The 26,611-nt window shown below is 33.3% G+C and carries 31 protein-coding genes; 17 read left to right on the forward strand and 14 right to left on the reverse strand.

Annotated features, from left to right (window positions below; translation table 11 throughout):
• Positions 1-15: 15 nt before the first annotated feature.
• The 4 genes from ABW637_RS20820 to ABW637_RS20835 all read left to right on the forward strand — a co-directional run bounded on the left by ABW637_RS20820 (position 16) and on the right by ABW637_RS20835 (position 3,600).
• Positions 16-705, forward strand: a complete 690-nt coding sequence (locus ABW637_RS20820) for a DUF4386 domain-containing protein (RefSeq protein WP_367586661.1) — start codon at positions 16-18, stop codon at positions 703-705.
• 48 nt (positions 706-753) lie between these two features.
• Complete coding sequence (locus ABW637_RS20825) at positions 754-1,455, forward strand: DUF4386 domain-containing protein (protein WP_367586662.1); 702 nt, start codon at positions 754-756, stop codon at positions 1,453-1,455.
• A 94-nt stretch (positions 1,456-1,549) separates the two neighbouring features.
• Positions 1,550-2,383: a DUF2306 domain-containing protein gene (locus ABW637_RS20830; RefSeq protein ID WP_367586663.1), complete on the forward strand. Its 834-nt coding sequence runs from the start codon at positions 1,550-1,552 to the stop codon at positions 2,381-2,383.
• 44 nt (positions 2,384-2,427) lie between these two features.
• Complete coding sequence (locus ABW637_RS20835) at positions 2,428-3,600, forward strand: acyl-CoA dehydrogenase family protein (RefSeq protein WP_367586664.1); 1,173 nt, start codon at positions 2,428-2,430, stop codon at positions 3,598-3,600.
• Positions 3,601-3,673: 73 nt separating this feature from the next.
• Here the strand turns inward: ABW637_RS20835 and ABW637_RS20840 are convergent, their stop codons facing one another.
• Complete coding sequence (locus ABW637_RS20840; RefSeq protein ID WP_367586665.1) at positions 3,674-5,485, reverse strand: cytochrome-c peroxidase; 1,812 nt, start codon at positions 5,483-5,485, stop codon at positions 3,674-3,676.
• Positions 5,486-5,488: 3 nt separating this feature from the next.
• Positions 5,489-6,949: an alkaline phosphatase PhoX gene (locus ABW637_RS20845; protein WP_367586666.1), complete on the reverse strand. Its 1,461-nt coding sequence runs from the start codon at positions 6,947-6,949 to the stop codon at positions 5,489-5,491.
• Positions 6,950-7,222: 273 nt separating this feature from the next.
• Here ABW637_RS20845 and ABW637_RS20850 point away from each other — a divergent pair, with 273 nt between their 5' ends.
• Entirely contained in the window at positions 7,223-7,522 is a 300-nt protein-coding gene (locus ABW637_RS20850) for a hypothetical protein (protein WP_367586667.1), read from the forward strand.
• 2 nt (positions 7,523-7,524) lie between these two features.
• Here the strand turns inward: ABW637_RS20850 and ABW637_RS20855 are convergent, their stop codons facing one another.
• Positions 7,525-8,298, reverse strand: a complete 774-nt coding sequence (locus tag ABW637_RS20855; protein ID WP_367586668.1) for a TIGR02757 family protein — start codon at positions 8,296-8,298, stop codon at positions 7,525-7,527.
• A gap of 7 nt (positions 8,299-8,305) precedes the next feature.
• Positions 8,306-8,968, reverse strand: coding sequence for an ABC transporter ATP-binding protein (locus tag ABW637_RS20860; protein ID WP_367586669.1), 663 nt, complete (start codon positions 8,966-8,968; stop codon positions 8,306-8,308).
• 169 nt (positions 8,969-9,137) lie between these two features.
• On the opposite strand from ABW637_RS20860, the gene msrA reads away from it, so the two are divergent.
• From msrA to ABW637_RS20875, 3 genes are read left to right on the forward strand one after another with little or no spacing between them, the layout of a single operon-like run.
• Positions 9,138-9,695, forward strand: a complete 558-nt coding sequence (msrA, locus tag ABW637_RS20865; RefSeq protein ID WP_367586670.1) for a peptide-methionine (S)-S-oxide reductase MsrA — start codon at positions 9,138-9,140, stop codon at positions 9,693-9,695.
• Positions 9,696-9,700: 5 nt separating this feature from the next.
• The gene (gene folE / locus ABW637_RS20870; protein ID WP_367586671.1) at positions 9,701-10,297 is read left to right on the forward strand and encodes a GTP cyclohydrolase I FolE; all 597 of its coding nucleotides are present in this window, start codon (positions 9,701-9,703) and stop codon (positions 10,295-10,297) included.
• 58 nt (positions 10,298-10,355) lie between these two features.
• On the forward strand, positions 10,356-10,655 hold the full coding sequence (locus ABW637_RS20875; protein WP_367586672.1) for a hypothetical protein: 300 nt from the start codon (positions 10,356-10,358) through the stop codon (positions 10,653-10,655).
• Here the strand turns inward: ABW637_RS20875 and ABW637_RS20880 are convergent.
• The 8 genes from ABW637_RS20880 to ABW637_RS20915 form a co-directional block, all read right to left on the reverse strand.
• On the reverse strand, positions 10,652-11,173 hold the full coding sequence (locus tag ABW637_RS20880; protein WP_367586673.1) for a DUF6787 family protein: 522 nt from the start codon (positions 11,171-11,173) through the stop codon (positions 10,652-10,654). The two genes, ABW637_RS20875 and ABW637_RS20880, sit on opposite strands and share 4 nt — an antisense overlap.
• A gap of 31 nt (positions 11,174-11,204) precedes the next feature.
• The gene (locus ABW637_RS20885; protein WP_445012732.1) at positions 11,205-11,636 is read right to left on the reverse strand and encodes a DUF6146 family protein; all 432 of its coding nucleotides are present in this window, start codon (positions 11,634-11,636) and stop codon (positions 11,205-11,207) included.
• A gap of 67 nt (positions 11,637-11,703) precedes the next feature.
• A complete protein-coding gene (locus tag ABW637_RS20890; protein ID WP_367586674.1) occupies positions 11,704-12,342 on the reverse strand; it encodes a DUF937 domain-containing protein in 639 nt (212 codons plus the stop codon).
• Between the two features lie 178 nt (positions 12,343-12,520).
• Positions 12,521-13,471 (reverse strand): D-2-hydroxyacid dehydrogenase, encoded by a 951-nt coding sequence (locus ABW637_RS20895; RefSeq protein WP_367586675.1) that lies wholly within the window; start codon positions 13,469-13,471, stop codon positions 12,521-12,523.
• A gap of 23 nt (positions 13,472-13,494) precedes the next feature.
• Positions 13,495-13,716: a four helix bundle protein gene (locus ABW637_RS20900; RefSeq protein ID WP_367586715.1), complete on the reverse strand. Its 222-nt coding sequence runs from the start codon at positions 13,714-13,716 to the stop codon at positions 13,495-13,497.
• Entirely contained in the window at positions 13,697-13,831 is a 135-nt protein-coding gene (locus ABW637_RS20905) for a four helix bundle protein (RefSeq protein ID WP_367586676.1), read from the reverse strand. The genes ABW637_RS20900 and ABW637_RS20905 overlap by 20 nt, the downstream gene beginning before the upstream one ends.
• Before the next feature lie 44 nt (positions 13,832-13,875).
• Positions 13,876-14,940, reverse strand: a complete 1,065-nt coding sequence (gene serC, locus ABW637_RS20910) for a 3-phosphoserine/phosphohydroxythreonine transaminase (RefSeq protein WP_367586677.1) — start codon at positions 14,938-14,940, stop codon at positions 13,876-13,878.
• A gap of 128 nt (positions 14,941-15,068) precedes the next feature.
• Positions 15,069-16,133, reverse strand: coding sequence for an acyl-CoA reductase (locus ABW637_RS20915; RefSeq protein ID WP_367586678.1), 1,065 nt, complete (start codon positions 16,131-16,133; stop codon positions 15,069-15,071).
• 66 nt (positions 16,134-16,199) lie between these two features.
• Here ABW637_RS20915 and ABW637_RS20920 point away from each other — a divergent pair, with 66 nt between their 5' ends.
• From ABW637_RS20920 to ABW637_RS20935, 4 genes are all read left to right on the forward strand, one after another.
• Positions 16,200-16,550, forward strand: coding sequence for a 4Fe-4S dicluster domain-containing protein (locus ABW637_RS20920; protein ID WP_367586679.1), 351 nt, complete (start codon positions 16,200-16,202; stop codon positions 16,548-16,550).
• A gap of 114 nt (positions 16,551-16,664) precedes the next feature.
• Positions 16,665-17,255 carry a putative outer membrane beta-barrel protein gene (locus tag ABW637_RS20925; RefSeq protein ID WP_367586680.1) on the forward strand — a complete coding sequence of 197 codons (591 nt, stop codon included), beginning with the start codon at positions 16,665-16,667 and terminating at the stop codon, positions 17,253-17,255.
• Between the two features lie 102 nt (positions 17,256-17,357).
• Positions 17,358-18,227 (forward strand): alpha/beta hydrolase, encoded by an 870-nt coding sequence (locus tag ABW637_RS20930; protein WP_367586681.1) that lies wholly within the window; start codon positions 17,358-17,360, stop codon positions 18,225-18,227.
• Complete coding sequence (locus tag ABW637_RS20935; protein WP_367586682.1) at positions 18,220-19,026, forward strand: alpha/beta hydrolase; 807 nt, start codon at positions 18,220-18,222, stop codon at positions 19,024-19,026. The genes ABW637_RS20930 and ABW637_RS20935 overlap by 8 nt, the downstream gene beginning before the upstream one ends.
• 120 nt (positions 19,027-19,146) lie before the next feature.
• Here the strand turns inward: ABW637_RS20935 and ABW637_RS20940 are convergent, their stop codons facing one another.
• Both ABW637_RS20940 and ABW637_RS20945 read right to left on the reverse strand, forming a co-directional pair.
• Complete coding sequence (locus ABW637_RS20940) at positions 19,147-19,512, reverse strand: hypothetical protein (protein WP_367586683.1); 366 nt, start codon at positions 19,510-19,512, stop codon at positions 19,147-19,149.
• 388 nt (positions 19,513-19,900) lie between these two features.
• Entirely contained in the window at positions 19,901-21,607 is a 1,707-nt protein-coding gene (locus ABW637_RS20945) for an alpha-amylase family glycosyl hydrolase (RefSeq protein ID WP_367586684.1), read from the reverse strand.
• Between the two features lie 183 nt (positions 21,608-21,790).
• Here ABW637_RS20945 and menA point away from each other — a divergent pair, with 183 nt between their 5' ends.
• The 5 genes from menA (at position 21,791) to ABW637_RS20970 (ending at position 26,611) form a co-directional block, all read left to right on the forward strand.
• The gene (menA, locus tag ABW637_RS20950) at positions 21,791-22,750 is read left to right on the forward strand and encodes a 1,4-dihydroxy-2-naphthoate octaprenyltransferase (RefSeq protein ID WP_367586685.1); all 960 of its coding nucleotides are present in this window, start codon (positions 21,791-21,793) and stop codon (positions 22,748-22,750) included.
• Positions 22,751-22,779: 29 nt separating this feature from the next.
• The gene (locus ABW637_RS20955) at positions 22,780-23,460 is read left to right on the forward strand and encodes a metal-dependent hydrolase (RefSeq protein WP_367586686.1); all 681 of its coding nucleotides are present in this window, start codon (positions 22,780-22,782) and stop codon (positions 23,458-23,460) included.
• Positions 23,461-24,501: an o-succinylbenzoate synthase gene (locus ABW637_RS20960; RefSeq protein WP_367586687.1), complete on the forward strand. Its 1,041-nt coding sequence runs from the start codon at positions 23,461-23,463 to the stop codon at positions 24,499-24,501. It abuts the gene before it with no gap.
• 16 nt (positions 24,502-24,517) lie between these two features.
• On the forward strand, positions 24,518-25,417 hold the full coding sequence (locus ABW637_RS20965; protein ID WP_367586688.1) for a CPBP family intramembrane glutamic endopeptidase: 900 nt from the start codon (positions 24,518-24,520) through the stop codon (positions 25,415-25,417).
• 87 nt (positions 25,418-25,504) lie between these two features.
• A complete protein-coding gene (locus ABW637_RS20970; RefSeq protein ID WP_367586689.1) occupies positions 25,505-26,611 on the forward strand; it encodes an AMP-binding protein in 1,107 nt (368 codons plus the stop codon).

The raw sequence follows: 26,611 nt of genomic DNA on the forward strand, positions 1-26,611 counted from the left end.
CAAAAAACGAACATTATGGTATCAAACAAAAGAATAGGTAGAATTGTAGGAGTATTATTCTTGCTTCAATTAATAATTGGCATTTTAATTAATCAATTTTTATTAGGCCCTATTATATTTACCTCAGATTTTCTTACCACAGTATCCTCAAACGCCACACAAGTAATTTCATCGGTACTACTTGGGCTGATCGGTAGTTCAATATCTATAGCAGTAGCAGTTCTTTTATTACCCATTTTTAAACAACTCAATACAGGGGTAGCATTCTGGTATCTTGGTTTCAGTATTTTAGGTTTTGCAATGGGTTTAATTGATAATACAAATGTGTTATCAATATTGGCATTAAGTCAAGAATATGTACAAGCCGGGACAACAGAGATTAACTCTTTTGAGGATATAGGCACTATACTTTATGCTACTCGTTGGTGGACCCATTACTTAGATATGCTTGTAGCCATCTTTGCGCTTCCTGTGTTTTATTATGTGTTATATGTTTTAAAGCTAGTTCCTCGATTTATATCTGTTTGGGGGGGTATCGGTGTCCTATTGATGTTAGCAGCAATCCTATTCACAATTTTTGACTTAGGTACGCATGGTACAGAAATGAAACTACTCGTTCCATTGGGGCTTAACCGATTGTTTTTGGCAATATGGCTTATGGTTAAAGGGTTTAATTCCTTCCAAGCACCTCAAAAACTGATATAAACAGACATTTATCATTACTTTATTAATTATCAATCAAAAACAAATATTATGTATACCAATAAGAAGACAGGAAGAATTGTAGGCGTTTTATTTCTCATCGTTTTTATTATAGGAGCTCTAGGCACAAGTTTAAGAGGATTATCAACCTCTCTCGTAGAATCTGAGAACTTTCTAGCCACTGTTCATGAAAACTCATTACAAATGAAAATTGCTATCCTTCTCGATATAATTTCGAGTACGGTAGGGGTGGGTATTGCAATTTTCCTATTTCCATTTTTAAAAAAATATAATAACTATATCGCATTACTCTATCTTACTTTTTGGATCATAGAATTTTCGATCATTATGGTAAGCAATATCACTCACTTTTCTCTATTATCTCTAAGCCAGGAATTTGTGCAAGGAAATGTTTCAGACCCTACTTATTTCAATATGTTGGGGTTTTTAAAGTTTGAAGAATATTACTGGGCACATTTTCTGATTTTGATAGTGTATAGTTCTGGAGCTGCACTATTTTATTATCTGCTCTATAAAGTAAAACTGATTCCAAGGTTACTATCGGCCTGGGCGTTTATTGCAGTTACTATTGTTTTTATTGTGACCTGGATGCAAATCTTTGATTATAGTGTAAGCTTTGTTTTTTATCTCCAAAATGGTGTACATTTTATAGTTATATCTATTTGGTTAATTGTTAAAGGGTTTAATTCAACAGTAATTCCCACAGAGTCAGTAAAACCATCTATAAGTTAATTAAAATATAGAGTATTAAGAATGGGATTTAATCACCTTATTCTTTCCATTAAAATTAAAAATCATCATCAATCATTAATAAAAACGAACAGTTATGAATTTAAAAAATAGTGTCGTTGATACTTTACAAGGTAAAACACAATGGTCGAATAAGACCTTGAATACATCAGCGACCCTTTGGTTTTTGGTCGCTGTTGCCGGCCAATGGTTATTTGCCTATTATATAGCTCTTTTTTACGGAGGTACTGCCATACAAGGAAATTTTGCAGAATGGACCAGGAGAATGATCCATGGGTTTATTGAGGGAGATTATATGGGTAATGCTTTTGTACTCCTTCATATACTGCTGGCATTTATTATTACATTTAGCGGCCCACTTCAATTGATTCCGAAATTACGAAATCGTTATCCATTGTTTCATAGGTTAAATGGTCGGGCCTATATTTTTACAGCAATCATCATAAGCCTAGGCGGACTCTATATGGTTTGGAGCCGTGAAGCCGTTGTAGGTGGACTTTATGGCCAGGTAGCTATCTCGGGGAATGCGATACTTATTATAGTCTTTGCGGCTATAACTATACGAACAGCGATTACTCGTAATTTTGTAGCCCATCGTCGTTGGGCACTTCGCACTTTTATAGTGGTAAGCGGAGTTTGGTTCTTTAGAATTGGATTTGGGCTATGGATTTTCTTAAATAATGGCAATGCTCCTGGTTCAACACAGGATCTTACGGGTCCGTTTGATATGTTTTTATACCTGGCTAATTATCTTTTACCACTTTTTTTCTTAGAGCTTTATTTCCTTGCTCAGGACCATGCTGGTGATCGAGGGAAGTTTATGATGGCGTTCCTTCTATTTGTACTCACTATACTTTTGGCTATGGGAATCTTTATGGCAGCTCAAATTTTCTGGTTGCCAAATCTTTAAAAATTAAAAAGAAGAAATATTTCTATTAAAAAAAGGACTCAAAAATGAATATTAGCATAACCAATAATCAGCCAATCCATAAGAATGATGAATTAGAAAATATCTGTACTAAACTTCGTGAAGTGGAAAAGACAAAAAATTATAAGGACTTTTATTCGTACCTAAAAACGACCAAAATACCTTTTATACCTTGCTACGAAAAGGACGTAAAAACAATGTATCAAGAATGTTTTAGGGTTTTACATCGTATTGGTGAAATTTCAATTCCGGTGTCTGTTGCGTTGTCCATGCATTACTATGTTTTGGCATCAATGGCTTCTTTCCCTTTTTCGAAGACAAGTAAACAATATTGGGTACGGGAAATGTTATTAAAAAAGATTAAAAATGAGCGACTTTTAATAGCAAATACCGGATCGGTAAGAACTTTCAAAAATGTTTCTGGTAATAAAAGTATAGTGGCCGAAAAAGAAAAAGATTCATACACTATTAATGGTGAGGCACCCTTTATGTCATTATCTGGGATAGCAGATTATATGGTATTTACTGCTAGTATATTTCAAGATGAAAAAGCGGTGTTTTTTGTGCCTTTGGATACCGATAAAATCAAATTCGAGGATACTGCTTTTGGAGATGCTATGCGTGGATCTTTTACAAAATCAGTGCGATTCGAAAATTTGAATGTGCATAGTACTAATGTTATTAAATTGGATAGCACGCAAGAGGAGCGATGCGAACTATTAATTTATCAAAGATCATGGTTTCAGGCATTAATGCCAGGTACGTATTTAGGAGCTGCATTTCGCGTGTTATTGGAGGTTAAGGAATTTGCTCAAGGAAAGATGAAGAATGGGAAAATAGTGTCGGAATCAGAAAGTTTTTTAGATAATATAGGAGAGTTAATGATTAAGTATAAAGCCGCATGTCAATTATGTGAACAAGCAGGGATTTCAATCGAAGGCTTTAAGATCGGAAATAAGAGATCTCTAGAAAACATGTTTGAGGCCTCTGCATTGTCAAAGTATTTTGCTACCCATTTTTCTGAAGATATCATTACTAAAATCAGGCATTTAATGGGATCAAGGTTTTTGTCTCCTAATTCATATACCAATAAAGTCTATAAAGAAATCGTATTTGGTACATTACAACCTATGACTGATCCGGATATAAAAAATTACTTTAGTAATCAGATGATGAATAATGAAATTCAAAAAATCTAGCTACCCATTATATACTTTTCAAATCTAAACTACGTAATGGGTATTTAATCTTGAAAAAGTCTAAATAATACTATTATTTATCTTCATAAATAGTATCATCACTCAGACTATTCAAAAAAGCTACAATATCTTTTACTTCCTGATCTGTAAGATGAAGAGGATCAGAGGGTAACGTTTGATATTCTTGTTGTATCCCTATTCCTGATCCACCGCCACGATTATAGAAATCCATAACTTCTTCAAGATTCTTGTATACTCCATTATGCATATATGGAGCGGTTTTATTAACATTTCTTACCGTAGAGGTTTTAAAAAAATGTTTTCTTTCGGGAGTTTTATAGACATCGTATCTACCTAAATCTTTGCTTATTGTAACATTTACCGTATCGTTTTGTTCTGGCACACCAATAAGCTCAATTTCAGATTCTTTGTAATCAGGAGGAACAGTACCGTTAAATACAGGTGCAAAATGACAGGTAGCGCATTTAGCTTTCCCATGAAATAAATTGAATCCATTAATTTCACTTTGAGTTAATGTATTCTCTAACGCATTGATATTGCGATCAAATTTAGAATTAAACGGAACTAAACTTCTAATATAACTGGCGATAGCGTTTCTGATTTCTACATTAGTGATCTTTTGATTTGAATAGGATAGAGCAAAACCAGAAATGTAAGTACTATCATTTTTAACTGCATTTTCTAAGGTTTCTAAATTCGTATGAAACTCATTTTCGTTTTCGACTACTGCAATGATCTGCCCCTCGAGACTACCAGCTCTTTTATCATAAAAGAAAGCTTTTTGTAATGCAGCATAGAGTAACGTAGGTGCATTGCGCGTTACTCCCGTACTTATTTTCATTCCATCGGTAAATGCTTTGTCTGGATGATGGCATGTAGCACAGCTTATTTTTTTATCTGAAGATAGTTTGGTATCATAAAACAGTTTTTTTCCAAGAGCTATTTTTTCTGGTGTTATTTCTCCCGAATTTCTATCAGAAAAATAGGAGAGGTTAAATGTATTCGAAGAGAAAAGAGAGGTAGCATTGTTTTTTATGGCTAATTCAAACGGAAAGCTTACGTTCCAATCGCTAACAACTTGATTCCATAATTCTAATTGCTTGTGAGTGTGTGTTTTGATGAAGTTATATCTATCAAATGTGTCGAAATCACCATTTAGATCTTTGATTGATGCTTCTATTTCTTTATTCCAGTCTTCAAAAAGTTTTTGGTCTTTAAATTCACTTTGAAAAATAGAGAGGTATGTTTTTAGACTTTGGTATACTATTTTAGATTCTTCTAACGAATTTTCTAGCACTGGAGAATCAAAACCAGTTGTTCCGGTGAGTGCGATTCGAATAATTGATTTTCTAAACAGCCATAAAAAATGATACGTTTTTATATGACTAAAACTTATATTCTCTTTAATTAGTTTAAGCCTGTTAGAGATTAAACTTATATGCTTTTTTACGATGACAGAATCCATTTGTTCTGTAAAGATTTCTTCTTCTAGAACTTGGTATCCACCAGGTTTTATTATTTTAATATCTGTATAATCTTCTTCCTCGACTTTGAGAATATTAGGCTGGTTTAGAAAACCATAATTTTCTGTATCGAGAGAAGATAAAATAGGTTCTATTTTTTTGAAATACTTTCGGGATTCTAAATAATTTTTTTCTGCAGTTGTGGTATCGATTGTGGTACTATCCAAAAAAGCAATTGCCATAGTAATATCGTCTATGAATTGTTCTTTCATCTCCATGTTAAACGGCATTTTTTCAACCTTACCCTCTTTAGAACAAGAAGTGAAAAGACTGAATACGACAAAGAGGCTTATTGATAAATAAGCCCCTTTAGTATATTTAAACGAATTCTTAATGATCATATATTAACGTTCTAAACCTTTTATTACATACATCATACTTCCTTCTTTACGGCTATTTGCCAGATCTGGATTTGCTTTAGGGTCGGTAAACGGAACGCCATCTGCTCTTTCCCATCCGTGGTTTTGAGTAATCATAACAAATGTTTCATCTACGCCGATAGTTTCAGAAATATCGATCATCCCTGTGATTTCCCAGATTCTATTTGCTGGGCCATAACCTTCAGCTTCTGCTCTAAGCTGATCACATTCTAAAACGGTTTTTAATTCGCCTGTATTAAGATTATATTGATAAAGTCTAGAATAATGGGCAGCAGCTGGTTTAAAATCCTGAATTCCATTTGGATCTTCCTGGATATACGCATAGTTTTCGGTTACCAAGATATTGTCTGGGCTATGAAAAGCTTCGGCTATACCACCTTCTTTGTCTCCATCAAGAACACAAACAATTTTACCGGGTCCCTGTGGGTTTCTCGGATTAAGAATTACTTTATAGATTCTTCCCGAACGCGTACCTTTTCCTATTAATCCTGGTTTATCTCTTCCGGTTACGGCAAAATAGACCTCTTGATTATTTCTTCTGGGTCCTCTTCTCCAATCGATGTCTTCTAACCTAGAGAATCCCATTACACCTTTTTCTTTGGCTTCGGCATCAAGTAGATCAATATCTCTTTCATTTAGCTCTACGAATTCCATGTTATATTCTACTCCTTCTTCCATATCCATTTCATAAGTAACACCCGGTGAAGTAACTTTCAACCCATAAAGTTTACCGCCTTCTAAATCACCATGTCTACCCACATACATTCCTAATTGTCCAGAAGGGATTTCGTTATTACTATTGTCATCTCCTATAAATACTACCGTTTTACCTGCATAAGCTCGTATACCAAGAGCTACGGCATTCTCTGTAGACCATTGCCCTAAAGCAGGTAACATTCTTGGCGCAGAAGCTTCAGTGGCATTTCTATAAGGATCTGTAGCAAAAACCCCTTTAGAATTTCCTCCCCATTCACCTCCAGAAAGGTATAAAGGACCAAAACCATGTTCTGATGGCGTTATTAAAGATCCAGAACATTGTGCAGTATTTGCTGTTGCTATTGCATTAAGAATGTGTTCTCCTTTTATGGGTTTAAAAGTTTCATCTAATGTAATTCTAGCTACAGAATAATCTGCCTCTATATTGTTAATTAGAGTATACGTTCCGTCATTGTTTTTTAGAAGTCCAGCACCATCTGCCATTGATCCGTATGTAAAATCCGGAATATAGGTATCTTCAGATGAAAGTATAGTATAGATTTCTATATCAGAAAATTCAGGAGTTTTTTCTAATAAAACGGGTGAAATAGAGTGGTTTTTTAATTCAATTTTTCCAGTTGGTTTTATAGGACCCGAATAATCGTCGAGGTCACATGATGTTAAAACCAATACAGATAGTAAAGAAGCAATTATAAGATGACTTTTCATGGTTGTGTGTTTTTTTTTGTTTTTACAAATTTACCACACGAGATACCCTAATGACTTTATGAAGATGTTTTATGTTTATTAAAGAAATATCACCTCAATGTTTCGAATGTAAAGGAATTATTATTCTTTAGAATTAGTCTAAACTTGATGAAGTAGTTTTTGAAACAGTAAGAATGTAATTGCTGCATACTATAGAATTTTACCAAATTATTGTTTATTGTTAAAACTGTATATTCGTTGTGCATTAAAGGATTCTAAAAGATATTCAATTTGATGAAAACTTTCTATTATATTCTTAAATCTTCATTAGTGGGCCTATTGCTATACGCTTTAGTCGGTGTACTCATGGCTTTTGTTATGGTTACCTTTTTCGGAAATGATCACCCTCATAGTATAGATGAAATCTTATATTTCGTGGTGCCAATTTTTATGGGTATTGTAGGAGCATTTTTGGGGTTAGTCTTTGCTATTATAACGATGGGGGATTATTCTTTTACTAAAGTCAAAAAGTATCTGCTTGTTTGTTCGCCCATTATCATTTTGATCGGAATGTTGTTTTTGATTTATGGGTAATATCAAAACTTTTCAAAAACTCCCAAACCAAAGAGAGCATAATCATATTTTACGGGATCATTTTGATCTAAAACTCTAAGCTTGCTATCTAATTCTGCTAGTGCTTTACCATCATTTTGTTTCCGTTTAAGTAACCCTAATTTACGAGCCACATTGCCCGAATGAACATCTAGTGGACATGATAGTTGAGCAGGGGACAGGCTTTTCCAAATTCCAAGATCGACACCCGCTTTAGCATCTCGTATCATCCACCTAAGAAACATATTGATTCGCTTTGCGGCCGAATTTTTATGAGGATCACTTATGTGTTTTTCGGTTCTGGTTTGGTGTGGAAGCGCAAAAAATTCCTTTTTAAAATGGTGAATAGCGTTCTGAAGATCATTTTCCTTATTAAACCGAGCATAAAAACTTTCCATATCTCCATATTCGATATACAAATGCCGTAAAGCTTTAATAAAATAGACGAGATCTAGACTATTAAACGTTCTATGAACAAATCCATCTAAACCCTCAAGATCCGCCTCTGTATGATTCATTACATAGTCATACGGACTGTTTCCTAAAAGTTGTATAAGTTGATGTGCATTTTTTAAAATGCTTTTGCGAATTCCCCACGAAATTGTAGCGGTTAGAAAACCAGAAATTTCGATATCTTCTTTTTTCGAAAAGAGATGGGGGATCTGTACAGGATCAGTTTCTATAAATTTTGGTTGTTCATAGAAGGTTGCTTTTTCGTCTAAAAAGTCTTTAAGGTCGGATTTACTAAGCTTTTTCACAAAAACATCAGCTAATTATTTTACCATCAACCATAACCAGTTTTCGATCAGCCATGTCGGCTAGTTCTTGATTGTGAGTTACAATCACAAAAGTTTGCCCAAATTCATCCCGAAGTTTGAAGAATAATTGATGAAGATTTTCTGCCGCTTCGCTATCCAAATTACCCGAGGGTTCATCGGCAAAAACTACTTTAGGGTTATTAATTAGTGCTCTTGCCACCGCTACACGCTGCTGTTCTCCACCAGAGAGCTCACTAGGCTTGTGGTCATACCGATGAGAAAGCCCTAAAAAATCAAGTAATTCTTTAGCTTTTTTTTCGGCTTTAGAAGAAGATGTCTTTTTTATGAATGCAGGAATACATACATTTTCTAATGCGGTAAATTCGGGTAATAATTGATGAAATTGAAAGATAAAACCCAATTGTTCATTTCTAAATTTTGAAAGTTGCTTTTGAGAAAATTTATCAATGTTAGATTCATTAATAGTTAAATGACCTTCTTTTATTTCATGGGGTCGATCGAGAGTACCCAAAATCTGTAACAAGGTAGTTTTTCCTGCTCCAGAAGCCCCAACGATAGAAACAATTTCTCCTTTTTTGATATGTAAATCTACACCCTTAAGAACGTGTAAATCACCATAGTATTTATGAATGTTTTTTGCTTTGATCATTTACTTTTCAAATTACAAGCAGTGAAAGTAATCAATATCCACAGAATCCCCAAGATAATATACTAAGTTTATACGTGCTAATATTGTTACTAATGAAAAGTTAAATTGTATATAGTCCTTATGCTATATATGTATTTTAGTTTTCTTAATTTTTACTTTAAATATGATTATGAAAGAAGAGACTATAGAAGTTGCTGTTTTTGCTGGAGGTTGTTTTTGGTGTACAGAAGCTGTTTTTCAACGTTTGGAAGGAGTGCAAAAGGTGATATCTGGATATACCGGAGGTGCTATAAAAAATCCCGCATATCGAGAAATAACCACAGGTAGAACTGGTCATGCTGAAGCTATTAAAATAGAATATAATCCAAGTTTAATTACTTATAATGAGCTGTTAGAAATCTTTTTTGCCACTCATGATCCTACTACATTGAATCAACAAGGGGCAGATCGTGGTACCCAATATAGAAGTGCTATTTTTTACCTTAATGAAGATCAGAAATTAATAGCCGAGCAAACTATTATAAATCTTGAAAATCAGAGTGTTTTTGATCAACCTATTGTGACCGAAATTACAGAATTAGGTGATTTTTATAATGCAGAAGACTATCATCAAAATTATTATAATCAAAATAGTAGTCAGGGTTATTGTCAATTTGTAATCAACCCTAAGCTTAATAAATTAAATACTACCTTTAAAACCAAATTAAAAAAAGAAATACAGAATTAATTGATATGCCGTACAAAAATTTTGAAGAGTATAATATAAAGGTAACGGATGATGTAAGAGAGCATTTCGAATCTATAATCACCGATTTAGGAGAGGATGTTAAGAGAGAAGGTATACAAAAAACACCAGAACGAGCTGCAAAAGCAATGATGTTTCTTACTCAGGGATATCATCAGGATCCCGAAGAAATCCTTAAAAGTGCCATGTTTAAAGAAGATTATGATGATATGGTAATTGTTAAGGATATTGAGTTATATTCTTTATGTGAACACCATATGTTACCATTTTTTGGAAAAGCACATATCGCTTATATTCCTAATGGTCATATTGTTGGATTAAGTAAACTGCCTAGGATTGTCGATGTGTTTTCTAGAAGAATGCAGGTACAAGAACGACTTACTCATGATATTCTTGAATGTATTAATAACACCTTAAAACCAAAAGGAGTTGCTGTAGTGATAGAAGCAGCTCATATGTGCATGATGATGCGTGGTGTACAAAAACAAAACTCGGTTACAACGACTTCTGGATTTAGAGGACAGTTTGAAAAAATTGAAACAAGAACAGAATTTTTAAGACTGATAACGGCAGATTTGGGATAGCCAACTTTTGGAATACTATTTGCTTTACTCGTTTTATATTCACCCCAAACAATTTGATATGGCAAACGATAAATATAAAAAGCTTGGATTAAGTTTACTTTTTGATGGACTTGGAATGGTAACTTACGTTATACCCGGAGTTGGCGAATTTGGAGATATAATCTGGGCACCTTTGGCTGGTTGGCTAATGACCAGAATGTATAAAGGAAATGTTGGTAAAGCTGCCGGAGTTTTTACATTTGTAGAGGAGGCGTTACCTGGTTTTGATATCATACCTACCTTTACCATAATGTGGTTGTATACTTACGTATTTAAAAAAGATGAAGCAAAGGACATTATTGATGTAGATGTGTCTTAATCCATAAAAAGACGAGATAATCCCATTCTACTTAGCATTTTCTTTTCAAAATTCCAGAAAAATTTAAATTGCCCAAATAACCATCCTACTATAAGAAGTAGTATTTGGTATATTGGGAATACAAGCAATATACGTAAGGGCCAGTATATCCATCCATTTGTTGTTTCTCTATGAATTCCCAGAAAAGAAATTACAGGATCCGAAATTCTTGCAGCTGTAGATCCGGTTATCGCAAATACAATAAAAATAGCGATAAGTTCCCAGCGGTAAGTAACTGCCCATTTTGATTCAAGAATATTAAAAAGTTTTAAGGTAATAAACAAGAGTAGGACAGATAGAAAAATTGTAGTTGTAGAAAGTAAACCGATATATGCTATGTCTGTTTGATGAATCTCAATAACTGGTAAAACTCTTTTACTTATCAAATAAGAAGAAAATACTAAACTTACTAATCCTAGTATTGGAAAGATTAATTGCCAGTTTGATTTTATTTCCCAGCGGTCCTTAAATTTTTGCATGCCGCAAAAATACAATTAAAAAGTATTCAAATCAAAACCTTATTCCTCGAGTTACAAAAAATCGCTGTCTATATCGCTGCTCAAAAAATAAAAAATAGTTATATAAGAGATAGTTTACTTCATATCCATAATGAATATGTGAATCATAGTTGATTTGTTGAATGTATAGATTGGGATCAAAGCGTATAGGTTGTATAACTCTTTGATTATATTCAATTACATATCGTTGATTTCTTGTTTCTAAAAAAGATTCAGAATAATACCCTCTGGGTCTTTGAGTCACTAACCATGCATTAAACCCGGGTTCTATAATAGTTATTTCATATTCTAGACTATCATTAGCAATTCTTAAGGTGTCTGAAACATCATCTGCAGAAGCTACATTCATATTCCTGTCCTGTGTTGTGGCACAACTACATATAAATACCCCCAGAAGTAGTATGTAAATAACTTTTTTTATCATCCCAGTATGTAAAATACAAAAAAGCCGAAGATAATTCTTCGGCTTTAACCATTATTTAGTATTGTTGTTATTTTCCAAAAAGCCCGCCTAGTAAACCGCCTAGACCCCCTTTTTTATTTCCGCTACCACTTAATAACATTCCGGCTACGTCATCAATAATACTTCCGTCGCCATCTGCGTCAAGAAAAGATTCAATAAGCGATTGTTGCTTAGATCCCTGTGGAGCACCAGACATATTGCCAAGCATGCTAGCAAGTCCATTAGCGTCACTAACATTACCTTGAGAAGCTTGTTTACCTAAAGCACCCATTAGAATGGGAGCGGCTACTTTTAAAATTTGGGCTACAGAGCCAGCATCTATACCTGATTTTTGACTTAAAGCATTTTCGACTGCCGGTTGCTTGCCACCCAGAATATGGCCTAAAATTCCGGCACCATCATTAGTTACACTTTGATCAACTCCTCCTTCAAATAAACCGCCAAGGTTATCTAAAATTCCCCCAGAATGTTTACTTGATAACGCATTAAGTAATCCCGAAGCTCCTTCGGGCGTAGAAGCGTTACGTTGCATAGCTCCCATTAAGACAGGCATTGCCATACTTAATAAATCACCTGTTTTATCTGTAGATTGCCCTGTTTGTGAGCTTACACCACTGATTATTTGTTTGCCCATTGGGCTATTTAAAAGATCTAAAATTCCAGACATGTTAGTGTTTTTTTGTTTAATACATCTAAAGTTACACTTTTTATTACTAGAATCCTGCGTAGAGTATTACTTTATTTTCAGGAAAAATAGATTAAAAACCATTTTAAACGATTAAATACAAAAACACCAATACTAGCTCTTAATATTGGTGTTTTTGTATTTTTATTTTGAGAGAGGATTATTTCAAAATACTAACAATCTGATCTGCTAGCTCCTGACCAATACGATCTTGAGCTTCGCCAGTTGCGGCTCCAATATGTGGAGTTAAGGATATTTTATTGTTCATTAATACTTTGATAGCTGGACTTGGTTCATTTTCAAATACATCGAGACCTGCGAACCCTAATTTCCCTTTTTCTAAAGCTTCAACTAAAGCAACTTCATCAATTACTCCACCACGAGCGGCATTAATAATTCCCGCACCATCTTTCATTTGTTCTATTTCAGGTTTTCCTATAACATATTCCTTTTGTGCAGGAACATGCAGCGTAAAGAAATCTGCTTGTTGTAAAACTTCTTCTTTAGAAACAGTTTTAATTTTAAAGTTCAATGATTGTCCATCAAAAAACTCTAATGGAATATCTACTTCCTCAATAAAAGGGTCATATGCCACCACATTCATACCCACACCAATAGCAATTTTTGCTGTTGCTTGTCCGATACGTCCTATACCAAGAACTCCTAATGTTTTACCTCTTAACTCTATACCGCTACCATATGCTTTTTTCAGGTTTTTAAATTTACTATCACCTTCTAAAGGCATATTACGATTAGAATCATGTAAAAAACGTACACTACCATATAAGTGAGCAAAAACTAACTCTGCTACAGATCCCGAAGATGCCGCCGGAGTATTAATTACACTTAGTCCTTTTTCTCGAGCATAAGCCACATCGATATTATCCATGCCTACGCCACCACGACCAATAATTTTAAGAGTAGGGCAGTTGTCGATAATATCTGTTCTTACCTTAGTAGCGCTACGAACTAACAAAACTGAAATTTCGTTTTCATTAATAAAGTCTACTAATTGATCTTGGGCAACAGTGGTTGTTAAAACCTCAAAACCTTCTTTCTCTAAAGCATCAATACCACTTTGTGATACTCCATCGTTTGCTAATACTTTCATTATTAAATTATAAATTTTAAATGTTAAGTTGTAAGTTGACTAGTCTTAACAATTTTTGTTAGAATTTTTATTATTTGATTTATTTCATCTAAATCTTTAGACAAATCTGTCGTTATCAAGTTACTTTCTTTTAATAAACGTAACCAATATCTTGTTTCTCTTGCTTCTTTTGATGCTATCGACATTTTTGAAATGAAGTCTTTTTTTGATTGCCCAGCACCAGCTTCAGCAATATTTGCTCCTATGCTTGGTAGCTGATCTTAAAATCTGATCTGCAAAAACATATTCTTTAGCTTCTTTAAGAACTTTTACAAGTTGTATAATTTTAAGTGCAAATTGAAAACTACGTTCTTCTATCATAGTACATCTTATTTAGGATTTAGCACTTAAAACTTAACATTTTTCTATGCTTTTCTTTCTAAATCTCCCATAATATCAACAAGAGCTGCCACACTTTCTATGGTCATGGCATTATACATACTGGCTCTATATCCACCAACGCTTCGGTGCCCATTAACTCCATTAATACCTCCTTCTTTGCACATGGCATCAAAAGTTTCTTTAAGATCCTCATTAACCAATGTAAAGGTTGCATTCATATTCGAGCGATCTTCTTTAGCCGCAAAACCTTTAAACAGTGGATTTAGATCAATTTCTGAATAGATAAGCTTGGCTTTTTTCTCATTCAATTCTTCGATGGCTTCAACACCACCAAGTTTTTTAAGCCATCTTAGGGTTAACATCGAAGTATAGACTGCAAAAACAGGAGGGGTGTTAAACATACTTCCTTTACTAATATGCACTTGGTAATCAAGCATAGAAGGAATCTGTCTATTTATTTTTCCTAAAATATCTTCTTTAACGACGACAAGAACTGTTCCTGAAGGGCCCATGTTTTTTTGCGCTCCGGCATAGATTAGACTAAACTTAGAGAAATCCAATTGTCTTGAAAAAATATCACTACTCATATCACAGACTAATGGTGCATCAGAAATCGGAAAATCCTTTATTTGTGTACCAAAAATAGTGTTGTTACTTGTACAGTGGATATAATCTAAATCTCCGGGTATTTCATATCCTTTTGGGATGTAATTATAATTAGCGTCTTTTGAAGAAGCAATTTCTACTACTTCTCCAAAAAGTTTTGCTTCTTTAATAGCCTTGGCACTCCAGCTACCTGTGTTGATATATCCAGCTTTGGTTTCCAGAAGGTTATAAGCTGCCATAAGGAATTGCGTACTTGCGCCTCCTTGCAAAAAAAGGGCTTTATATCCTTTTCCTTCTAAGCCTAATAATTCTAAGGCTAGGCTTCGAGCTTCTTCCATAACATCAACAAAATCTTTACTACGATGCGAAATTTCAATAATAGAAAGACCAGAGTCATTATAATCTAGGATAGCTTCAGATGCTTCTTTAAATACTTCTTGCGGTAAAATACAGGGTCCAGCGCTAAAATTGTGCTTCTTCATTAGTAATTTTTATTGTTGTTATATATTCAAATTTCTATGTCGTTTTTTTAATCCTACACTTAAGAGAAAAAAACACAACAAAGGTGCTAATAATCTCATACAAATGTATTATCAAAATGATAAATTATTTAGTAAATTTTTATCAAAAATTCAATTATGTCAACTCCGTCTGCATAATCAGATAGAGTAGGGCTTTGTGTTTGTCCAAAACCAACACTTTTATTAGAAATATCTTTACTCACCACACATTGAATTTTCTCTTTATCGGCTTCTAGTTTTTCTAATAGTTCATTTTTTGATGTATACGTCTCATAAAACAAGGTTGCGATTGGAGATGCATAACTCTGGTCCTCTTTAAGTATTAAAAATCCGTTTTCTAATAGCTTAAAATTACTCATTAAATATACTGCTTTATTGTAGTCATAATTATTTGCATATTTGGCACTATCCATAATCCTCTGATATGTATACATTGCCTTAAAGAAAAGATCAAAATCATACCCCTCTGGTACCATTAGTTTTGAAACGCTTCTGCACCCTAAGCCATAATACCTGAATATATCTTCACCAAGATCAGTAAGCTCCTCTGTAGTCTCATTACCTGTTAATATGGCTATAGAATTTCGATTTTTTCTGATAATATGAGGGACTTTACCAAAATAATGCTCAAAATATCTGGCTGTGTTATTACTTCCGGTAGCTATGATAGCATCAAAATCAGTAAATTTTTCTGTAGTAAATAATATGTCTTCTTTGAACTTTGGTTCTATTGCTATTAAATATGAAGCTAAAAATGGTAGAAGTTGATTATCATCTGATGACTGTTTTACCAAAATTTTATGTCCCGAAATCAATACAGAAAGAAAGTCGTGAAACCCTACTAAAGGGATATTTCCGGCCATAATAACCCCTACAGTTTTTTGAGGTGCTTTTTCAGGAAATGAATATGATGATACCCATTCTTCTAGACGTTCTCTAGTTAGTGCGGCACTCCATTGCATTAATGAATAAATAACATTTTCTTTAGTAAACCAACCATTATGGTGTTTCGCTGTTTCAATTTTATCAATTATTTCTTCAAAAAAATGATCATTCAGTTTAACGGTGTTAACTTTCTCATAACCAGTGGATTTAAATTGACTCAAGAACTTTCCTAATTCATAAAAAGCGTTAATTCGATTATTTAATAGCATTCCTTATTTGTTTATCACTGGTTAACGAGTTATTTTTGTGTTGCAAATTTAGAATAAAAAAGAGCTATGGCAATTATAATAACTGATGAATGTATAAACTGTGGTGCGTGCGAGCCAGAATGTCCAAATACTGCAATTTATGAAGGAGCTGATGATTGGAGGTATTCTGATGGTACAGATTTAACTGGAGATGTGGTTCTTCCGGGAGGAAAAGCTGTAAATTCAGATGAAGCACAAGAACCTGTTAGTGATGAATTATATTATATTGTACCTGATAAATGTACCGAATGTAAAGGATTTCATGAAGAACCACAATGTGCGGCAGTTTGTCCTGTTGATTGTTGTGTGCCTGATGAAGATGTAGTAGAAACTGAAGAGTTTTTATTACAGAAACAAGCATTTATGCATAAAGAATAATCTTTTTATCAATTATACGTACTAAAACCTGTCTGCAGACGGGTTTTTTTATGGACATCATTTAAAATTTAGTATTTTCGTCATCGTAACAACCTCAAATCAAAAACTAAAATCATGAGAAAAACACTATTATTAATCGTCTTTGTTGCATTTTCTATTACATCATACAGTCAATATCGCTGGGAAGTTTCTGGTGGAGCTACGTTCTCTACACTAAACCTTGATAATGCAGAAACTAGTAATGGAACTGGTTTTCATATCAATGCAGGATATGGGTATGTAATGGGCGTTAGGGCAAGAACAAGCATCGTCTTTTCATTAGAGTTGTTACAACGTAATAGCGAAATTGAAGGAATAGGTGATGTAGAGGTGTTACAAGCAGGGTTTAATCCCAAATTTAGATACTTAACAGGTGAAGGTAAAGATAGATTTCGTGGATTTATTAATGTAGGCCCATCTTTTAGAGTAAATACAAATTTTGAAATTGCAGGAACCGAGCTTGAAGATGAAGAATATGAGAAATTAATCATAGGAGGGGTGTATGGTGTTGGATTTTCTCAGATGGTAGGAGAGATGTTTGATATTATGGTCGAAGCAGGAGTAATGAATGATTTTATTGATAATTTAACAGATACTAATAGTAAATTCTTTGATGTATATGCGAGAGTAGGACTTCGATTTAGAATTTATGATGCCAGACGATAAATTTCAATTCACATATAATACAAAGATCCTGCTTCGGCAGGATTTTTTATGCAATTAATCCTAATTTTTTGTAAATTAGTTATTTACAAAGGGATTTATAATATGTCAAATTGGGGATACATAGCCATTATTGTGCTTGCGGTTTATATTATCGCTAGTGTTGCTTTGTATTATCTTCAGGAGTTTTTTATTTTCAAACCAGAAAAACTAGATAAAGATTTTCAATTTCACTATAACAACCAGGTTGTAGAAGAATATAATCTTAAAACAAGAGATGGTGCTGTTATTAACGGTCTCCATTTTAAGGTAGAGAATCCAAAAGGAGTTGTTTTATACCTCAAAGGAAATTCGAAAAGTATAAAAGGTTGGGGTAAATTTGCTGTTGACTTTACAAGACATAAATATGATGTGTTGATGTTGGACTACAGAGGTTTTGGCAAGAGTACTGGCAGGCGTTCTTTTAAGGCTATAAAACGAGATCTTCAGTTTGTGTATAATAGAATTAAAGATAAGGTTCCGGAAAAATATATTATTTTATATGGAAGATCTATGGGGTCTGGTTTTGCTGCGAAACTAGCGTCTATAAATAACCCAAAAATGTTGATTCTAGATGCGCCTTATTACAGTTTAAGTAAAGTGGCTGGGAAATTTATTCCCTTTATGCCGGTATCTTTAATTATGCGTTACCCTATACCCACCTATAAATGGCTTAAATATGTGAATTGCCCTATTCATATCATACATGGTACTCACGATAGACTTATACCTTTTAAATCCAGTGTTAAACTATCCAAGATAAGACCAAAACTAACTCGTTTATATACTATCATTGGTGGTGGACATAAAAACTTAAATAATTTTGAGTCATATCACAAAATGCTCGGAGAAATTATTAATTCTAAAGTAAAACGTCTAAATCTTTCGGATACGAGTATAGGAGTGGTACATTCATCAAAAAATGTAAATGCCTAAACTAAAAAAGATACTAGTATTAGGTGCTTTATTTTATACTATTATTATATTGATACTGTATATGTTTCAGGAAAAAATCCTATTCCAACCCGAAACGCTTTCAGATGACTACACTTTTGAGTTTGATCATGCTTTTCAAGAATTTTTTTTAGAAACTGCAGAAGGAGATTGTCTTAATGCTATTCATTTTACCAATACAAACCCTAAAGGTGTAATCTTATATTTTCACGGAAACAGAGGAAGTTTAAGGCGCTGGGGAGAAATTGTATCATTTTTTGCTAAGAAAAGATATGATGTTATCATTATGGATTATCGGGGTTATGGTAAGAGTAAAGGAAAAATTACCGAAAAGAATTTATATAATGACGCTCAATTATTTTATGAATACACTGCCAAACATTATCCGGAAGATCAAATTACAATATATGGCAGGTCCATAGGAACCGGTATTGCCGTAAAAGTAGCTTCAGATAACCAACCGTGCAATTTAGTACTCGAAACGCCCTATTATAATATCAAAGATATTGTAGAAAGTTGGTTGCCCCATTTTCCAACCAACCTTTTATTACGCTTTAAAATGCCATCTGGTACTTTTATTCAGAATGTTACATGTCCTATAACTATCTATCATGGTACTGATGATGGAGTGGTGCCTTACCGATCTGGAGAACGTTTGTTTACAAGTATTCCAACACCAAATAAAGAAATGATTACAATTGATGAAGGCTCACATAATGATCTTATACGCTTTGATAGATATCTCAATACTATAGATAAAGTTCTTGAAAATACCTACTAGATATTATTAGAATAAAAAACACCTTAGCTTTTTAAAGCAAGGTGCTATTTCAAATGTTGTCAATGCCTTTTGAAATCATGCGGTAATACCGAAAATTTCATTATAACAAGAATATTAGTTTTAATGAGCCATAAGAGCGTCTCGATATTCTCTCAAATCAGAAATATTCATCTTGTTTTTAAGACTTTTCATTAATGAAATCATATACTTAAGACTTTCTGTAGGTTCCTTTGCATCTTTATTTTCTGGCAATTCTGAATCTTCATCTACAGGTTCATCATCGGGTATTGGAATAAGAAAAGAATCGTTTTCTGCGATATGTTCGTAAGTAAACCTAAGCACCTTAACTGCCAAAGGTATCTGCTCTTCTAAGGCAAATTCTCTTAATTTCTTAAGATCGTCTATTAATGTGTCTGAATTAATTCCTGTTTTTTCTAGGTCCTCTAGAATTTTGTCAATTAACTTGATTGCTTTTTTATTTTCCAAAAGTGTATAATTAAATGGATGATGAAATATTGATCAGTGCAAATTTAAATTTTTCTTGAATTATGTGATATCAATTATAGTTATTTATTTACAAGAATTTTTAAAATTTATTAGTTACAATAATTTAACATTAGGTTAGTTTTTGTTATAAATAATTGAATTTCAGTAATTTAACATGAATCACTTCAATGAATACTACTAATCCTGCTAAAGTTTGAGGTAAAACCGTAACCACATATACTACAAACCTTTTTATCTTTGAAAAGTATTCCAATTACAATTTTTCCCTTACTTTTTTTGTTTTCCCCAACACTTACCTCCTTAATCCTAAGGAGGTAAGTTCTTCAAGGACGTTTCGTATTCGTTTTGAACCTATATAAGGGATTGATTATTTCTTTGATTCTAATAAAACAATTTCATAGTTAGAATCAACAGTTACACTGCCTTTAGATACACTAATTTCTACACCAGAATAGTGATCTATCAGAGTTGTGCCATCAGGAAAAACCGAATCTACTTTTATAGTTTTTTCTCCTTTAGGTACGCCTAGGGCGATTACTACATTATCAGATATACTATTTTTAGTATAATTTCTTGAAAAAGTATAAGGAGATCTTGAGATTAATTTATGTCTTCCGGCACCTATAGCAGGGTGATTTTTTCTAAATGTACCTAGTTTCTGCCAATGCGTAAGTAGAGCTTTGGTATCTTCATTACTCATGGCATCCCAATTCATATTAGACCTTAACGTAGCATCTCCTTGAGTGCCTTCAATAACAAGAGATCTTGCTGTTTCATCTCCGTAGTATATTTGAGATATCCCTGGGGTTAATAAAAGCTTCGTAGCAGATTCATACGTTTTACTTCGGTCTTTATCAAAAGGGTCTCCATCATCATGTGAACTTATATAGTTCATGATACTTTTTCCCACTAAATTGGTGTTTAGCACTTTGCTATACTTGCTAAATAAGCCTTCATAATCATTTTTTGCAGCATCATACTTAAATTGAAAGTTGATCATATTGTCAAAACCGTTTGCAAAATAATCCACTTTACGGTCTCCGAAATCATAAAATCTTTTGCCGTCAATTCCATACCCATATAATTCTCCCAAGACATAGAAATCATTATCATCTAATACTTTATCCGGGTTTTTTGATTTCCATTCTGCGAAGGCTAATTTAGCTTGTTCTGCTAATACACCCCAGGCACCTTCTTCTACATGTTTTACTGTATCTACCCGATACCCATCAATTCCTAATTCTCTTACATAATCGGTTAACCATTTGATTATATAGTTTTTTGGAGATCTTTTTAAACCAGTTTTTGTGAAGAAAACATCTATTTCTGCTAATTCTATTTCTAATCGTCCTTCAGATTTCCATTTATTAATCAAGATTTCGGGTAATTTCACCTCTTCATCACTTTCGGTTTTAATGTCTGGAAGATTTTCTACTAATGTACAGGTAACAGCACTTTTATAATCTTTATAGGTACATTGTGGGGAGGTACGCACCCAAGAATCTGGCCATACAGGATCCTGTTCTGTAACGGGCCCGGTATGATTCATTACTACGTCTAAAAGAATTCGTATACCATGCTTATGTGCAATATCAACTAGCTGTTTTAGTTCTTTATAAGTGCCATAATTAGGATCAATTTTCGTCCAATCTTTAGCCCAATATCCATGAAAAGCATAAGTGTTACCAGTTCCTTCATCAACACTTTCATGTACTTGCTCAACTACTGGATTAAACCAAAGGGCATTAATTCCCAGATCCTTAAAATAACCATCTTCTATTTTTTTGATGATTCCTTTAAGATCTCCTCCCTCGAATCCTCGTAGTGTACCAGTTTCTTTAGTTCTATTTAAAACGTCATCATTAGAGGTATCACCATTGTTAAATCTATCAGTTAAAAGAAAATAGACATTGGCACCTTCCCAAATAAATGGAAGTCCTTTTGTAGCACTTGACACCTGGCTATTCGATGGATTTTTTTCTTCTTGGGTTACCTCTTGTTTTTTTGGTTCACTTTTGCAGGCTATTGCTATACATAAAAGTGAAAAAATAAATGGTTTTGTAAATTTCTTCATAGTTTTTAGTGGTTTAAAATGCTAATCTATAAAAAAGTCTTATAAAAATTGTGATTAGACCAATTGCGAAATTCACAAAAATGTAATCTACGTAATCACTTTTAAGGAGTTCGTATAGAAAGAATTAGTTTTTGTTTTTTTTTAAACGAAAATGCTGTTCCTTTGAGTTCAAAATAGGTTAGTATGAATAAACTCGGTGCTTGGATATCTGCGGCACGTTTGCGCACATTACCATTATCGATTTCTGGGATAATTGTAGGTTCATCAATAGGTAATAGATTAAACATTGAAAAGCTTATCCATTCTGGAGATTTATCTTTGGAGCATTTTGAATCTCCTTATTTTTTTAAAACCGAGATTTTTTGGTTCGCTATAGCTACTACACTTGGATTACAAATATTATCCAATTTTGCTAATGATTATGGGGATGGTGTAAAAGGAACAGATAATGAAGACAGAGTTGGTCCTCAAAGGGCATTACAAAGCGGATTGATTTCTAAAAGAGAAATGGGTATTGGGATCATTATTACCGCTTTAATCTCCTTTGGATTAGCTATGAAACTGATATATACTTCTTTCGGAGAAGCTTACTTTTACTATACAGTTTTCTTTTCTGTTTTAGGTCTAGCCGCAATTGCCGCTGCAATAAAATATACTGTAGGTAAATCTGCATATGGATATAGAGGCCTGGGAGATCTTTTTGTATTTATTTTTTTTGGATTAGTTAGCGTATTAGGATGCTTCTTTTTGTATACTAAACACATGAATATATCGGTTTTCTTACCGGCAATTACAATTGGTTTATTAAGTGTTGCTGTATTAAACCTTAATAACATGAGAGATTATAATAGTGATAAAAAAGCGAATAAAAATACACTAGTTGTGAAGATAGGGTTAGCTCAAGCCAGGAAATATCATTTTATGTTGATCACTATGGCAATGCTTTCGATGCTGTTGTTTCTTATTATACATTACAGAGGGCCTAAAGATCTATTTTTTATGATCGCTTTTGTTCCATTATTAATACACGTAAACAAAGTAGCTAGAACTAAAGATTCAGAATTATTGGATCCTGAACTTAAAAAAGTAGCTTTAACAACATTTTTGTTGTCAATTTTGTTTAGTCTGAGTCAGATTTTATAATTTTCAGATAAAATTAAAGCATTTCACTCATGAAGATTACTTTTTACGGGCATAACTCTTTATTAATTGAAATTAAGGATATAAAAGTTTTAATAGACCCCTTTATTTCGGGGAATCCTCTTTCCAAAGATAAAATTGATATAAACTCTGTTAAAGCAGATTATGTATTACTTACCCATGCACATTTTGATCATGTTCTCGATGCAGAAGCTATTGCAAAAAACAATAAGGCTACTATAGTTTCTAATTATGAGATCGCGATGTATTATCAGAATAAAGGTATTGAAGTACATCCCATGAATCATGGTGGCAGTTGGGAATTCGAATTCGGAAAAATAAAGTATGTTAATGCCGTACACACCAGTAGCTTTGAAGATGGAACGTATGGGGGACAACCCGGAGGTTTTGTTATAGAAGGAGAACATAAAACTATCTATATTGCTGGGGATACAGCTTTAACAATGGACATGAAATTGATTCCATTACATGCTAAGCTGGATCTGGCTATTTTACCCATAGGTGATAATTTTACCATGGGAATTGATGATGCTATCATTGCAAGCGATTTTGTAGAATGTGATAAAGTACTTGGAGTGCATTATGATACTTTTGGATATATTGAGATCAATCATGATGAAGCAAAACGTAAATTTTTTGAACAAGACAAAGATTTAATGCTTTTAGACATAGGAGAGAGTATAGAATTATAGATGAAAGCAACATACCATAAACATATCCTCGAATTTAAAAGACCTAGTGGCACTTCTAGAGGTATATTAAAAACTAAGGAAACTTGGTTTATCGTGATTAACTCTGGAAATAAAAAAGGAGTAGGGGAATGCGGAATTCTAAGAACCTTAAGTATAGATGATAGACCTGATTATGAAGAGAAACTAAAATGGGCTTGTGATAATATTACTTTAGGAGTAGAAAAACTCTGGGAGGAACTTATAGAGTTTCCAAGTATACAGTTCGGTGTAGAAATGGCTTTTAAATCATTATATAGTACTTCACCGTTTTTATTGTTTCCTTCTGCATTTACAGAAAATCGCGCTAGTATCCCAATTAATGGATTAATCTGGATGGGAGACAAAAATTATATGAGAGAACAAATCACTGATAAGTTAACTCAAGGGTTTAATTGCATAAAAATGAAAATTGGTGCTATAGATTTTGATGTAGAGCTAGAACTACTGTCCTATATTAGATCACAATTTTCTTCAGAGGTAATAGAGTTAAGAGTTGATGCTAACGGTGCTTTTAAACCAGATGAGGCTTCTGTAAAGTTACAAGAACTGTCAAAATATGATTTACATAGTATAGAACAGCCTATAAAACAAGGGCAGTTAATGTATATGGCAGAATTATGTAAAACATCACCGTTACCCATTGCATTAGACGAAGAATTAATAGGTGTTTTTGATGTAACAGAAAAAGAAAAACTGCTACAAACTATACAACCACAATATATTATTCTAAAACCAAGTTTAATAGGTGGCTTTAAAGGCACTAAAGAATGGATCGACATAGCACAATCTTTAAATATAGGTTGGTGGGTTACAAGTGCATTAGAAAGTAATATTGGTTTAAATGCTATTGCACAGTTTACATATACTTTGCAAAGCGAAATGCCCCAGGGATTAGGAACTGGAGGCTTATATTCTAATAACATAGCATCGCCATTAATAGTTGCTAATGGGACGTTGATCTATGATCCTAAAATGAATTGGAAAGTAAAATATTTAAATTAAATACCTTATTAAGTAAATGTATATAACGCAAGGAAGAGAAGGAAAATTAGGAATGTGGAAATACTTACCAATTCCCATTTTATTTATGGGTATGATGGGATTAAATTACCTGGTATTACTTATTATGAATGGAGATGTTGCTGCTATTATTGAGAGTCAAATTCAAAGTAAGGGTAAGAATTGGTTTTTTGCAGAAAGTATGGCAATTTTTGTTTTTCTCTTAGCAGGTCTTTTCTTTTGGGTAAAATATGTCCATAAACAAAGTATATTGTCTCTTACAACGAGTAGGAAGAAGGTTGATTGGGGGCGATTTTTCTTTACATTCTTTTTAATGGCTTCATTTATTATCATATCAACTTTAATAGTTTATTTTACCTCTCCTGGTGATTATCAAATTAATTTTAAACCCATACCTTTTTTAGTTCTAGCGGTAATTGCCGTTTTATTAGTGCCTATCCAGACGAGTTTCGAAGAATATTTTTTTAGAGGTTATTTAATGCAAGGGCTGGGGTTGGCTGTAAAGAATAAGTGGTTTCCTTTAATTTTGACCTCTGTGCTTTTTGGGGTTATGCATGCTGCTAATCCAGAGGTAGAAAAAATAGGTCCAATAATTATGGTGTATTATATAGGTACAGGTTTGTTCTTGGGTATTCTTACATTAATGGATGAAGGTTTAGAGCTCTCTTTAGGTTTTCATGCAGCCAATAATTTAGTCACTGTACTTTTGGTAACGGCAGATTGGACCGCCCTTCAGACAGATTCTATATTTATAGATATTTCTGACCCAAGTACTGGATATGATATACTCATACCTATATTAGTTATTTTCCCAACGTTTCTTTTTATTCTTTCAAAAAAATATAAATGGGCTGGCTGGAAAGATAAACTTTTTGGCAGTATACCATCTCAAGCATAAAAGAAGAGGTAACCAAAGCATAACATACTCTTCACATATAATTAACTAATGGATATGCCAGAAAATTGAAATTTGAACATGCAAACAATGAGTACATTTTCTATCCCCGAAATACACGAAAAATTTACGATTAATAGTCATTCTCTTAATAGAGATGGTTTAAAACGTTTGGCATATAATTTTATTAAAGAAGGAGAGGTGTATGAGCAAGAAGCCGGTAGTTTTTTATTGGATTGGTTGAGTGATAAAGATCATATCGTTGTACAGACATCTGGTTCTACAGGAAAACCTAAAAAAATAAAAGTCTTTAAGCAACATATGATCAATAGTGCAAAAGCTACAGGTAAATTTTTTAAAGTCGAAGAAGAAACAACTGCATTGCTTTGTCTTTCGGCAAACTATATTGCTGGTAAAATGATGCTCGTAAGAGCCATGGTTTTAGGTTGGAAAATAGACTTGGTTCCGCCTAGAACTAACCCATTGGATACCGTTTATAAACAATATGACTTTTGTGCAATGGTTCCATTACAATTAGACAATTCTATAAACAGACTACATTTAATCAAAAAAATGATAGTAGGAGGTGGAGCCGTTTCAGAGCATCTGAAAGAACTAATCCAAGGGGTGAAAACTAAAGTGTTTGAAACTTACGGCATGACTGAAACAGTTTCACATATTGCGGCAAGAAGAATAAACCCAAAGAAAAAAGACAAAAAAGATGCTCGCTTTTTTAAAGCATTGCCAAATATTACATTAAATATAGATGATAGAAATTGTTTGCTTATAAAAGCACCTCAATTACATTCAGAAACCATTGTAACTAATGATGTTGTAGATCTTAAAACCTACAAAAAATTTCTATGGAAAGGACGTTTTGATAATGTAATTAATAGTGGAGGGGTAAAGTTATATCCAGAAGAAATAGAAACAAAGCTACAGTTACTTATCGGGCATCGGTTTTTTATTAGTAGTATACCTGATGTTACACTTGGCGATAGATTAGTTTTGATCATTGAGAGAGACTATGATAAAATTGCCTATCTAACTATCCAGGAAGCGATACATAGCCTTGAAATCTTAAGTAAATTCGAAATTCCCAAAGAAATATATTTTCTTCCTCAATTTGTTGAAACTGATAACGGAAAGGTGCAAAGAGCGATGACACTAGGTTTAGTAAAAAAGAATAATATGTAA

This window comes from Aquimarina penaris (assembly GCF_040786285.1).
In the GTDB taxonomy this organism is placed as follows: Bacteria; Bacteroidota; Bacteroidia; order Flavobacteriales; family Flavobacteriaceae; genus Aquimarina.